The following is a 13,116-nucleotide window of genomic DNA, read 5'->3' as shown; positions in this document are numbered from 1 at the left end:
GACAGCGATGTCGCGCCTCCCGCAGGCGCGTGGATTGAAACAGGATATTATTAGTGAGGCTGAGTTTGATTTTAGTCGCGCCTCCCGCAGGCGCGTGGATTGAAACATGATGCAACTACGTGACTGTAAAGCGCGCATGGTCGCGCCTCCCGCAGGCGCGTGGATTGAAACTCAAATAACACTTAGCTATAAGCATATAACTAAAAGGTCGCGCCTCCCGCAGGCGCGTGGATTGAAACGTTGGCTCGGAATGCGTGATCTGCTATGTCGTTTGTCGCGCCTCCCGCAGGCGCGTGGATTGAAACAATTACGTTGTCAACGATAATCATCATGTGACTGTCGCGCCTCCCGCAGGCGCGTGGATTGAAACATATCCAACCCGATTACTTCGTGTGAAGTTTTATGTCGCGCCTCCCGCAGGCGCGTGGATTGAAACCACGATAACCGGGCAAGCAGAGGATTTTGCATATGTCGCGCCTCCCGCAGGCGCGTGGATTGAAACAAAATTAAACGCCGCGAGAATATCAGTGCTGGTGTCGCGCCTCCCGCAGGCGCGTGGATTGAAACATGTCTATGGCCCTGTAAATTCACTTCCAAGGTGTCGCGCCTCCCGCAGGCGCGTGGATTGAAACCAAGTCCCAGGGGAGCCTTTAGTGACACAAACGTTGTCGCGCCTCCCGCAGGCGCGTGGATTGAAACATCGTCACTCCGTATGCGATGCTAAACTTATACGGTCGCGCCTCCCGCAGGCGCGTGGATTGAAACAGGTATCATGGACAGGTTGCCCATGTTGTCCTGTCGCGCCTCCCGCAGGCGCGTGGATTGAAACCGAGTTGATGCTCCAATTTTTAGAGTGTAACGGTGTCGCGCCTCCCGCAGGCGCGTGGATTGAAACATTTACGCCCTTCATTACCTGCCCGTCAACCTCGTCGCGCCTCCCGCAGGCGCGTGGATTGAAACGTTACGCAAAACGGTGAGTTGGCGCAGTACCTTGTCGCGCCTCCCGCAGGCGCGTGGATTGAAACATTCGATGAGATGGACTGCTACGGCCTTGTTGAGTCGCGCCTCCCGCAGGCGCGTGGATTGAAACGATAGATTTAGGTACCGAATACCACAACTCCATACGTCGCGCCTCCCGCAGGCGCGTGGATTGAAACCTTGTTTATGATGAACTCTTAGCGCTACACCAAGTCGCGCCTCCCGCAGGCGCGTGGATTGAAACAAGCAAGGCAAGTACGGCGATCCTGACCAATACGTCGCGCCTCCCGCAGGCGCGTGGATTGAAACTACAGTAACAACTTAAAGCAATCAGAGCAGGCTGTCGCGCCTCCCGCAGGCGCGTGGATTGAAACCCCTCATAGCCTTTGCGCTCGGCGAACGCGATAAGTCGCGCCTCCCGCAGGCGCGTGGATTGAAACCATAGTGATGCGCCCACGCAAGAAGCGCTATTAGGTCGCGCCTCCCGCAGGCGCGTGGATTGAAACGATTACACCTTTGATGATGTAGAAATGTCAGTCGTCGCGCCTCCCGCAGGCGCGTGGATTGAAACTATCGCCCATAATTCACCCTCGAGTAACTGCGGGGTCGCGCCTCCCGCAGGCGCGTGGATTGAAACCCCTGAAGCTCCAGGAGCGCCTTTTGAGGATCGTGTCGCGCCTCCCGCAGGCGCGTGGATTGAAACGAAGTAAACAGCGCTGGCCGATTTAAAGGAACCGTCGCGCCTCCCGCAGGCGCGTGGATTGAAACCTTTCTACCTTCCTTAACGTGAATATGGCCGTTTGTCGCGCCTCCCGCAGGCGCGTGGATTGAAACCGGTTTCGTGCAAAAAAGTGATCATTTTGACATGGTCGCGCCTCCCGCAGGCGCGTGGATTGAAACTAATGGCATTACAATCAAAAACCTACGTGGTAGGGTCGCGCCTCCCGCAGGCGCGTGGATTGAAACCATGTTGCCGTTTTATGAGAGTTGGCCGCTGAAAGTCGCGCCTCCCGCAGGCGCGTGGATTGAAACTCAGGCGCTAACGCTGAGATAAAAGCCTGCCTGAAGTCGCGCCTCCCGCAGGCGCGTGGCGCGTGGATTGAAACAGACGTAGCGCAGCAGCTTGAATTATGGGTGTCCGTCGCGCCTCCCGCAGGCGCGTGGATTGAAACTTGAGAAATCCCCATAGCTTGATTGAAATTGTCGTCGCGCCTACCTCTTTTCACCGCTAACCATGTTCAAGCCGCACAAAGTGCGTTGAAATTTGCTCCGGTAAAACTTGCCACTACCCAAATTTTACTTAGTAAAACCTCCGTGTTAGCCAGCTGAGGGGGTTATTGATTGGTGAAAAGGGAAATTAAGCTGGAGTGCGGATATTTCCCATTACTTGGCTCGCGCCAGGTTTTGTGTTGTTATTCTTATTAATCCCTGTCGCTATCATCTTGTATGTTTGGTGGTGGCAGTGGATCCGTTGCTCTTAATTATTATTTACTAAGCTAGTCCTATGACGAAAACCATCGAGCAGTACCGAGAACTGGTGTTTGGGAGAGTTCCTCTCAATATCTTTAGGCCAAATATATTACTGGTTGTTTTTGTGCTCGGTTCTTGCCTGGGGTTTGCCTCTAATGCCAACGCAACCTTAACTTTAAAAGCCGACCGTCAACACAACGTCAACGCGACCTCCTTCAATGTGGAAGATGGCCTATCCGCCAACTCGCTACAAGATATGGAGTTTGATCAATTTTCCAGGCTTTGGATAGCAACGCAAGACGGCGTAAATATGCTTGATGCCAATCAAGTTATCGCCTTTGGTCCGACGCACGTGGAGCGAGGGCTAAAGGGCAGTTACATTCATGAGCTGTTATTCGATAACAAGAGTGGTTTGTGGGTGTTGTCAAACCATGGGATCGAACGTTTGGATACGGTGGATTTTTCAGCCGTTGATGTAAGTCCACAGCTTCCGCCGGCGCAAACGTTGAGAAGCCTAATTCAATGGGATAACCAGCACATAGCAGCGCTCGCGGATAACCAACTGGTTTTGATTGATACAACACGCTTCAGTGTTGTTAAGGCTCGCGATTCACTTGGCCCAGTGAATAACCAAAGAGAAATCAATGGTCGCCTCTTAATACAAACAGAGAATCAGTTTAGCTGGGTTGAGCCGGAGACCTTTGCATTAACACCCGCTTATCCTGTCCCGGATAAGCGCAGGGTAATTAGTTATACGCTCGATAGTAATAATCTTCTCTGGGTTGTGTCATTGGGAGGCAATATTTACAGGTGCGACAAGCTTCAATGTGAATCAGTGAGCTTAGTCACTAAGGAAGGGGAGGTCGCATCCGCAGGTCGAATTGTCGAGGATAATGGCAAATTATTTATAGTCAGCAGCGAGGGTTTATTCGTTGTAAACGCACAACTTAACAATGTAAGCCTATTAACGACAGACAATCAGAAAAACCTGTTTTCCAAGCGTCTTCACTATCATCGTTTGTTGATCGGCGACAATGGTGATTTACTTATAGGTTCTATGGATGGGCTTTACCTTTTGCCTTCAAGTTATGAGGCCATTTCAAGCTATGCTGATTTTGAGACTAGGTTTGGCGAAGAGCCCTTGTCGGCCGCCGTGATTCAAGAAGATGAACAACAACGTCTGGTGTTAGCTGGGTCTTCCACGCTACTTTATTTTAAAGAAGAGCGGGGGGAGCTTACCCTACTCGAACGGCGCAATTACCCCGAGGGTTTTGAACCCGTCCATTTTATCCATACTGCTAACAGGGTCTTTTTAAACTCTTATCGTTCCGGGAGCTTATACCACTCAAACGGTCAATGGCTTGGCTTGGGGTCGCTAATGCCAGAGCTAGAGGGAGAAAAAACGCCTTTATCGGATGTATACGAACTGGCCTCAGGCGACCTGGTGCTTCTGTATCTCGATGAGCTGGTTTTTATGAGGAAACGGGCTGAACAGTATTTCATTCAATGGCGAACTCCACTTGCAGCAGAGCTTGCTTATCGTGTTAGTGTAAAGGACGACACTCTCTTTGTCGCGACGTTCAACGACGGGTTACTGATAGCTAATTGGGATGATGAACAGGCACCTGAAGGTTGGCAGACCATAGCTAGTGAGAAAATGTTAACTGGCATAGAGCAGATTGATAATGCCCTTGTACTGCTGACTTTGGGTCAGGGTTTATCTCGTATCGAGCCAACTAAGGATGGTTTTAAAGAAGTGGAAATTGAAGACAATCATTTACTGATTAATAAAGTGACACTGTGTATGGCGCCTTATATGCAAGAGGGCTGGATAGTTTCGACTAATAATGGCGTGGCGATATTTGATAACAGCCTTTCTCTACAAGACTATTTAATCATGGATGACGGCTTGAGCCACCGCGAAAGCTTTCAATTTGCTTGCACAAAGATAAACAACAGCACTGTGAATGTTGGCTTTAATGGGGTGACGGTATTTCACGATAAGCTGGCACTCAGGCCAGGGCCGTACTTGAGTTGGGTGAGTTCAAAGGTCGATGGCAAACCATTCACTATCTATGGCGAAGAGCAGCAATTTACCGCGCCCGATATGTTGGCATTTAAAACAGCATTGAGTTTTATGTCTCTCAATGACAATACCGTCATCGAGTATTCGTTAAACACCCAAGAGGGTGAGTGGACTAAGCAAGAGGAAACCTTGGTTACTTTACCTTCCTTGTCATCAGGTACTTACCAACTATTTGTTCGTGCTCGCTTAGAAAACGGCATACTCAGTAACACTCTTAAGTTTCAATTTAAAGTTAAGCCGCCAGTGTGGCTGCAACCGCCTGCAATAATAATCTATACCTTGATTTTCACGGCATTTGTAATTTGGGTGTATAGCCTGGTCATGCGCAGTAAATTGGAGCGACTAAAGTATCTGGAGAAGCAAAAAGCCTTACAAGACGCTTACACCAAAGAGCTGCAATATCAAATAAAGCAAACAACCGAAGAATTAGAACAGAAGCAGCGGCTGCGAATAAAGGAACAACAGGATAAGGCGCGCTTCATTACGGGCGCTAGTCATGATATTAAAAATTTAGTGAGTTTATTGAAGCTCAATGTTTTCAGGGGCTCACCGACGGGGGCGAGTGCGACGCACAGTAGTGCCCATCTGGGTAGTGTTGTAGATAGCTTGGACCAGCTTACGGAAAATATTGCGCAGCTTTCAAAGCTTGATGCGGGGATCATCGAGCCCGTAAAAGCACAAGTTGCCTTGGACCCCATTTTAAAATCCGTTGAGAATATGTTTTCACCCCTGTGTAAATCCAGAAACTTGTCCTTTAAAGTCAGCGCACCTAAGGGTCAATTTATTCAAACAGACGGTCATTTACTGCTCAGACTCATAAATAACCTGGTGGACAATGCCATTAAAAACACACCAGAGAATGGAGAGGTAGGTATAGTTGCTGAATGTTCGGGTGATAGTTGTCATATTCTCGTTAAAGACAATGGTCCAGGCTTACCCGAAGGCATCTGTCTCGATAACATAGCGCCATTTTCCAGAGGAACTCATTCATATACCGGCAGTGGGCTGGGGCTCTCGGTGGTCAGTAAGATTGCCGAGCTGTTAAACATTCCCTTGAGCTATCGCAACGCTAACCCCCATGGCGCCATTTTTGAAATAGTGCTTAAAACAGCCAAACCGGCAGATATTTCAGACCAGACAGAGCAATCGGCACCGATAAAGCTGGCACTCGTTGAGGATGACCCGCAACAATTAAATTGGCTTGCAAACACCTTAAGAGCGATGAATTATGAGGTTCATTGCTTTACATGTGCTGACGAGTTACTCGCAACTGATGGCACACAGTTTTGGGCGATCATCTCAGATGTTGATTTAGCGCAACCAAAAGATGGTATAGATTATCTCGAAGAATATCGGCAAAAGCTGGCAGAGCATGGTGTGCTTGTGTATGTTTCCGGTAACCTTCAAGCTAAAGCAAGGTTGAGCAAAAACAGTGGCGTTTTCTTTATGAAAAAACCCATAAAGTGTAAAAAGCTAGAACAACTTTTAATCAGAGGTTTAAAGCAATGAGTCGTTTTCAGGTTGTAATTGCAGATGACCACCCCCTTTTTGTTTTCGCGCTAGAGCAAAAAATAAAAGCGATATGGTCAAATGTTGTTATTCACAGCGCTAATAGTTATCAGCAACTATTTCGTCTCTTAAGTGAAAAAGAAGAAGACCTTGATTTAGCTATCGTAGACTTATCAATGCCCGGGTGTGTTGGTGTAGAGGGAGCTAAGTATATAACGGAGCACTACCCCGCATTGCCTCTAATTATCATCAGTGCGCACGATGACTTTCAGAGCATGAATGAGTGCCTAAAAGCAGGTGCCTCCGAGTTTGTATCAAAAACAGAAATAGACACAGATATCGTAAAATTGATTGCCAAATATTTGGCAGAGGACCAAGCCGATATAGAGAAAATACTAGCGTCGCATTCCGCGCCTGCTAGTTTAGCCATTTTCACTCGACAACAGCAAAAAGTGATGGCTTTGATTGCCTCGGGTCTTAGTAACAAAGCGATCGCCAATCAGCTCAATATTTCCGAAAAAACAGTTCGTTCACATGCTTATACAATATTTAAGTTGCTGGAAGTGGAGAACCGCACTCAAGCCACTGTCAAATATCAGCAGCTCATTAATCAATAACCTCCTCTGAATGTACATACTGTCTTCCGCCTTCATATTTAGTGCGGCTGCTCCGCTAGGCACCTCCTTGTAATTTACAAATAATTTATAAAATTCAACTAATTACTTCTTTTATTGCACTTATTTGAGTCAAATGACTTAAGTCCCGAGACGCAGAAGATTGGGTTATATGTTCAATACTTTAATTTTTTGTAAACCCGTACACTGATCCCACACAGTAAGGGTTTGGGGCCCTAACTAAATGATTAAGCTCCTTATTTTTACTGAGGTCGCATGAGCTTTGGCATCAAACAATAAACAGATGTTGAAGTTATAAAACTCATGCATAGAGAATCATAAAATAAGATCCAAATAGGGGGACTCAATGGTCCAAAAAAATCTAAAGGTAATCACAATGGCTCTATTGGCCGGTACATTGTCAACGGGTTGTAGTCTGGTCGGTGAGCATAAAATGACAGGTGGCGGCACCATGGCTTCGGCTGGCGGTGACAAAAATGCAGTCTTCACTTTCAATGTTGAAAGCTGTGGTGAAGAAGCGTCAGGTCGTGTGAACTATCAAGACCATTCAGCCATTGATTTCGAACATATGGGTGGGGTGAGCTTTAACGCAAAAGTTGATGATTTTGGTTATTGCACACTGGATCTTGGTGCAGGCGATCCCGAGGCGGCAGAGTGTAATTGTGAAAACCAATATGAAGCGCAATTTACTTATGATTCAAAGAATCCACAAGCACCTGGTGAAGGAACCGGTTTTGCATGCTTCATCGACACGGGTACTGGTAAAGGAAACTTCCACGGTATTGTTACGGCAATGAAATTGGATAATGGCCCTTATGAAGGCTACTTAAATCACGGCACTATGAATGGCAACATTCAAACGCATAGTTGCCCAGATAAAAACAAAGAAACAGAGTCAGAATAAGGAGCATCAAGATGAAAAATAAAAGTTTAATTGCTGTATTAGTCGCTACTGCTTTTTCGGCCAATGCTGAACTTATTAATGATTCACAAGCAACGCAGCAAAAAGATATTCGCGTTGTATTTGAATACCACAATGGCTCCAAAGCTGAGCTCATTTCTGCTATCGAGCGCGCGGGTGGTTCTGTAGTACGCCTATTGGACAGTGACAACTCATTCGCGGCTACTATCAATGCAGATGTATACGCACAAATCAAAGATAACAAAGCCCTTAAATCTGCGGAAGTTGACGCTAAGCGTTTTGCAATACCGCAAATGGAAATTGGCGCTGAACCAGCAAACTTTGAAGATTATGTGCCTTATGGCTTGCCAATGGTTCAGGCTGATCAGTTGAAGTATATGGGCGGCATAAAGGTCTGTATCGTCGACACGGGTTATGACTTAGGCCATGGCGACCTTCCATCATCTACTGTTGACGGTGACAGCGAGGGAGCAGGTCCTTGGTATCAAGACGGCCATGGGCATGGCACACATGTCGCCGGTACTATCGCAGCATTAGACGGTACCGGGGCAAACTCTCTAACGGGTGTTATTGGTTCAGGAATGCCAGAATTGCACATCGCCCGTGTATTTAATGACGACGGTAATTTTGTGTATGCGTCAGACTTAGCGGGTGCGGTAAATGATTGTGCCGATGCGGGTTCAAAGGTGGTAAACATGAGTCTCGGAGGTGCCTTTTCGACCAAGGTGGAGGAACGCGCATACTCCCGTTTGGAAAAGCAAGGCGTATTGTTGATAGCCGCCGCAGGTAACGATGGTAATGCTACGCATAGCTACCCAGCATCCTATGACGGTGTAGTGTCAGTTGCAGCGGTTGATTCTCAAATGGAGCATGCGGAGTTTTCACAGCGTACTTCTCAAGTTGAATTGGCTGCGCCGGGTGTAGATGTTGTCTCTACGGTTGCTAGAAATCTTATTCCGGGCAACACGCAGGATTTATATGCTTACATGAGTGGTACCTCAATGGCGAGTCCGCACGTTGCTGGTGTAGCAGCCTTGGTGTGGAGCTACTTCCCACAGTGTAACAACTATGAGATTCGCAGCGCCTTAACTGCTTCAGCGAAAGACCTAGGTGATGAGGGCTACGACTATAAATATGGTCACGGCCTCGTTCAGGCGAAAGCGGCATACGACTATCTAACTGAAAACAGTTGTGATGGCCTAGGTGTCAAGTAAAAGGGAATCCTGCACCTGTGCATTCACGGGGCGATGGTTATTAGACTGATGGGCAAATAGGTGGATGCGCAGCTTCTTACAGGGAAGTAGGATTTATCAGCTAGGTCAATTCTGGTTCCCAACCTTATTCAAGCTCCTTTATTTAAGGAGCTTTTTTATTGCCCGAATTCCAGGCAATAAAAAACCCCGTGCTTGTCAGCACAGGGTTTCTTTATTGGTGGAGCTGGGGGGATTTGAACCCCCGTGCAATGCACTAATTTACTGGCTTTAAGCGAAGTGCGTGTAGTAGGGGTGTACTTTTATTTTTGTAATCGGTGCATAGAACTTTTCCGAACTATTTAAATAGAACCTAAGTGTTAGTGTCTTTCTACTTCGAAAAAGAATAAAGAAATCGAGCCTTGATAGTAGTCTGTAATTAGAGGGTTAACATCTATTCTAACGTCATTGTGCAGAGATTCACGGATCACCAGTCAATATGTTAACTGTAATGGGCAATATTATTTAGAGCAACGGATTAAAAAAGCCAGCGAAACGCTGGCTCAATAGCTTTATGATTCAAAAAGGGTGTGTACAGGGGCATTAAAAAGATAGTAGTAATGCGCCATTTGACCGCTTTCTAAAACGTGTTTTTGTATTTGCGATGTGTACTGCTTTAGAGCAAAGAAATGGACAGGCAAAAATACATTGGTAATAGGTCTGAGTTCGCTGGGTAAGCTCTGCAATACCTGCTCTGAAACCACAATAAACTCTGCCTGTGCAATATAGTTCCTGACATAGTAGATACAATGTTCACCATCCTCTAATAGCGCGATGAAATCTTCATCGTTAGCGATTTTCCGACGCTCCTGGAACAGTTCAATTACGTTGCTATAAGTCATTTAGCTCTCCAAATTATTTATGTACTCAGGGATAACTAATGACTAAAAAGGAGAAATTTCGCATTGGGTGTTTCTATGTATTATTACTATTAACTAGACAAGGAACTCTATGGAAACCAATTGGATTAATGCGGCTGTCATTCAGTCTTACCTTGATAACATCAGTCTTTGCTTCGCAACCGCATACGACAGTTTTTATGATATTCGTATGACAGAAGACAACTTTGATGTAGACAAGGTCATTTATGAGCATTTCGATAAGGTTGTGCTTGATTATGAACAGTTACCTTTGCTCAGAATAATCCTGACAGCCCTGTTCGCAAATTACCGTCAGACATACTCCAGTCGGCCAGATGAAGGCCCTTATTTTGATGGGGGAGAGGTGCAAATGGAGTTGCCGTTTTAATTAACAATGCTCCTTAGAATGAGCTTTCAGTTGTTGCTATAAAACAGTTGAAGGCTTTTCGTTTCCAACTAAAGTTAAAGGAGCACCATTACGGACAGGCAGATGTAAAAGGACTTGCACAATGCCACACAAATCAAATCTTCAAAAGGCGCTCTTAGTCGCTTACAACACCCTGGTTATTTGTTTTCTAATAAGCGGCGGGGGCCTCTTGCTCTATGCGTTGATGGAAGCCTAGTAAGTTAAATTCACCGCTCCCTTAGCCTTGCTTCGGATTCTTCGTTCCGGGCCCTGTATTTCCAAACGGTCATGAATAAAAACTAAAAACTCCCCACAGGCGAGCCTAATTATCTTTGAGTACATAACTTGGAGATAAAAATGAGCCATGAAATTCAATTCGTTAAAAAATATAGCCGAGAGAGTAAAAGCCCATTTGATGATGCGTCAACATCACTGTGGTTAGCTAACGTAGTTAGTGAGCCCGATGAAGCATTAACATTAGACTATTCTCGTTATATTTATGCTCACCGAGATGCATGTGGCCGAATAATTGGGATTAGCATCAGTAAGTCTATGGTTGCTGAACATCCAGATATTGACAGCCAGTACCTGTCGGGTGTGCCTATGCTCGCTGTGTTACTTTTCTATATTGATGAAATAGAGGCGTTTTGCGAACACTGGGCAGACGAATTCGAATCATTCTTCCTGCTGCCACCTGATCTGTTTTTTGAAATAGCTCAGTGGCGATGGAATGCAATCGTTGTAAACGATCATAGTTAATTGAAGCGACTCGAAAGAGTCGCTTTTTCTTTTTATCGTTCCTTACAAAAATCACTTGCTATGCATTCACTTTGTGAACATACTTGATTCAATAAATCGCACAGTATTGATAGATATGAATTTAGACGCTTTCAACTTTTCTCAGAAGCAAAGGCTTGCATATATAGATTTCAAGCTCCTATTCGTTGGCTACGTGACGCGATCAGAAATAGTGACTTATTTCGAAAAGGGTCTGACTTCAGCAACTCGCGATATCAACCTGTATAAAGAGTTATGTCCTGAGAACATGGAATATGATTCTAAGGAAAAAAAGTATTTCCAAGTATCAACCTTTAAGCCCTTATTCAAGCACGATCCCCGTAAGACATTGGTGAAACTATCTAATCAAATCACAGATGGGTTTGATGCGATTGGTGATATCACTTTTCCTGTTGAGGCCCCAAGTCAGCTAAATATTCCTGATATTTTAATTGTCGCTAAGCTTGTACAAGCAGTGATCAATCACAAAGCTGTTAGCATTATTTACACCTCGTTAAGTAGCGGTTCGGGGGCTCGAGAGATAGTGCCCCACAGCATAGTTGATAATGGTCTAAGGTGGCACGTTCGTGCTTATGATCGCAAGACAAAATCATTTAAAGACTTTGTCTTAACCCGAATTAGCAAAGTTACCCTTAAAGAACTTGCACCACTCAGTCAGGAGGATAAGCTTGAAGACCATCAATGGATGAGAATGATGCCTCTTCAGCTTGTTCCGCACCCCCATAACGTAAAACATCCAACTGCAATCGAGCTAGATTATGGGATGCAAAATGGTGTGCTATCTCTAAATGTTCGTGCAGCTTTGGCAGGCTATTTACTAAGGCGTTGGAATGTGGATTGTACCGCTGATGCAGAGCTTGTTGGCGCAGAATACCAATTATGGCTCAAGAATCGTCAAACCCTATTTGGTGCAGAGAACCTAGCTATTGCACCTGGCTATGTACCTGAGCTGGAAGAATTATAAATGACAAATCCAAAGACAACCCAAATCAAATCTTACAAAGATTATCTTGGCGACCTTATTGGTGGCAGCTTAATGATCAAAGAAAGCCAAATTGTGGCTGAGCTCCTGCTTAAAAAGCCCACTCAAGAGGAGTGGTTGGAAGCCATCGTAAATCAAAATGTATTACAAAAGCGTTCAGATGCTTCCGCGAAACGAAATGCAGCAACAGTTAAAAAGCGCCTAGAAGGTATGTCAGATGAATACCTTGAACAAATTGCATCTGGTAGCACTGAGCTATCAACTCAACTTATGTTCGCCGCAACATTAATAAATAGCACTCTACTGGCTGATTTTATGCGAAACGTAATGTTAGATGCTAAACGCATGTTCCGTGAAAGCTTGGATCTGGGTGATTGGGAGTCTTTTTGGGATGAAAGAAGTAGACTGTTTCCCGAGCTGAGTAAAATGTCAGAGTCATCGACTTATAAAATTTCTCAAGTCGCTTTCAAGGTTATTGCAGATGCAGGATATATCGAATCAACTCGAAGTAAAAAACTACAAAACGTTTACCTGCTACCAGAAGTTAGAAGCCTTCTTTTACAAATGGAACGTGAAGATATTATTTCAGCAATGGAGTTGAATTAATGGCTGAGTTAAATACAAAAGCTCCGAAAGGTTTAAACGATAGACTCGATCAGATATTGCCTAGAATCGAAAGTGAAGACTTTCTAAAAAACCAAGGGTTAGGTAATGAAATTGGTTTTTATGTTTTCGATTATCCGGCCGAGTGTGAGTTACCAGTGAGAGAGCATTTGGCCTTTATGACCGATAAGCTTACTAAGCGTGGCCGCAATTTTGTAAGTATTAACTTGTTTGAGACGATTATTGAACTGCTCGACTCCCGTAAACTCACCGAAAGAGCATTCAAAGTTCAAAAGGAGCGAGGCGATGATGCTTTGTTTAATGCTTTGAAGGGCCCGTTAGAGCAGAACCGAGTAGCCGATTTTATAGCTTCAAAAATCGACCAGGGCTCTGATAATAAAGAGCAGACAGAATTTATTTTACTTCATGGCTTGGGGAATGCGTGGCCAATTATTAGAGGTCATGGCTTGTTAAATGCATTACACGCCAAGGTAGGAAATGTACCCACTGTACTTTTCTACCCTGGTGAATACGATGGCACAGCACTTAAGCCTTTTGGCCGTATTGAATCAAATAACTATTACCGTGCGTTTAAATTAGTTCCGTAAATGGACTTA

General features: G+C 45.2%; 10 protein-coding genes and 1 CRISPR repeat array (1 of these 11 running past the window's edge). Of the genes, 9 read left to right on the top strand and 1 reads right to left on the bottom strand.

Translation table 11 applies throughout. The features are described from left to right. Positions 1–2,010: direct repeats of the CRISPR family, unit length 32 nt; unit sequence GTCGCGCCTCCCGCAGGCGCGTGGATTGAAAC; it reaches 1,244 nt to the left of the window's first position. A 472-nt stretch (positions 2,011–2,482) separates the two neighbouring features. From C2M35_RS06940 to C2M35_RS06925, 4 genes are all read left to right on the top strand, one after another. Beyond that, positions 2,483–6,043, top strand: a complete 3,561-nt coding sequence (locus C2M35_RS06940) for an ATP-binding protein (protein WP_105264935.1) — start codon at positions 2,483–2,485, stop codon at positions 6,041–6,043. Continuing rightward, on the top strand, positions 6,040–6,660 hold the full coding sequence (locus tag C2M35_RS06935) for a response regulator transcription factor (RefSeq protein ID WP_105201083.1): 621 nt from the start codon (positions 6,040–6,042) through the stop codon (positions 6,658–6,660). The genes C2M35_RS06940 and C2M35_RS06935 overlap by 4 nt, the downstream gene beginning before the upstream one ends. Positions 6,661–7,054: 394 nt before the next feature. Next, on the top strand, positions 7,055–7,582 hold the full coding sequence (locus tag C2M35_RS06930; protein ID WP_158677931.1) for a hypothetical protein: 528 nt from the start codon (positions 7,055–7,057) through the stop codon (positions 7,580–7,582). An 11-nt stretch (positions 7,583–7,593) separates the two neighbouring features. Then, the gene (locus C2M35_RS06925) at positions 7,594–8,814 is read left to right on the top strand and encodes a S8 family peptidase (protein WP_105258992.1); all 1,221 of its coding nucleotides are present in this window, start codon (positions 7,594–7,596) and stop codon (positions 8,812–8,814) included. 548 nt (positions 8,815–9,362) lie between these two features. Here the strand turns inward: C2M35_RS06925 and C2M35_RS06920 are convergent. Beyond that, positions 9,363–9,692 carry a hypothetical protein gene (locus C2M35_RS06920; RefSeq protein ID WP_105190034.1) on the bottom strand — a complete coding sequence of 110 codons (330 nt, stop codon included), beginning with the start codon at positions 9,690–9,692 and terminating at the stop codon, positions 9,363–9,365. Positions 9,693–9,801: 109 nt separating this feature from the next. Between C2M35_RS06920 and C2M35_RS06915 the strand changes: the two genes are divergently transcribed. The 5 genes from C2M35_RS06915 to C2M35_RS06895 all read left to right on the top strand — a co-directional run bounded on the left by C2M35_RS06915 (position 9,802) and on the right by C2M35_RS06895 (position 13,107). Then, complete coding sequence (locus C2M35_RS06915; RefSeq protein WP_105264934.1) at positions 9,802–10,098, top strand: hypothetical protein; 297 nt, start codon at positions 9,802–9,804, stop codon at positions 10,096–10,098. A gap of 375 nt (positions 10,099–10,473) precedes the next feature. Continuing rightward, a complete protein-coding gene (locus C2M35_RS06910; protein WP_105212989.1) occupies positions 10,474–10,875 on the top strand; it encodes a hypothetical protein in 402 nt (133 codons plus the stop codon). A 115-nt stretch (positions 10,876–10,990) separates the two neighbouring features. Next, entirely contained in the window at positions 10,991–11,878 is an 888-nt protein-coding gene (locus tag C2M35_RS06905; RefSeq protein WP_105264962.1) for a WYL domain-containing protein, read from the top strand. After that, positions 11,879–12,502 (top strand): DUF1819 family protein, encoded by a 624-nt coding sequence (locus tag C2M35_RS06900; protein WP_105264933.1) that lies wholly within the window; start codon positions 11,879–11,881, stop codon positions 12,500–12,502. It abuts the gene before it with no gap. Then, entirely contained in the window at positions 12,502–13,107 is a 606-nt protein-coding gene (locus C2M35_RS06895) for a DUF1788 domain-containing protein (RefSeq protein WP_105190029.1), read from the top strand. Before C2M35_RS06900 ends, C2M35_RS06895 begins: the two co-directional genes overlap by 1 nt. Positions 13,108–13,116 lie beyond the last annotated feature (9 nt).

Source organism: Pseudoalteromonas sp. T1lg76 (assembly GCF_002964725.1).
GTDB lineage: Bacteria > Pseudomonadota > Gammaproteobacteria > Enterobacterales > Alteromonadaceae > Pseudoalteromonas.
This window is presented reverse-complemented; position numbering and strand designations above follow the sequence as displayed.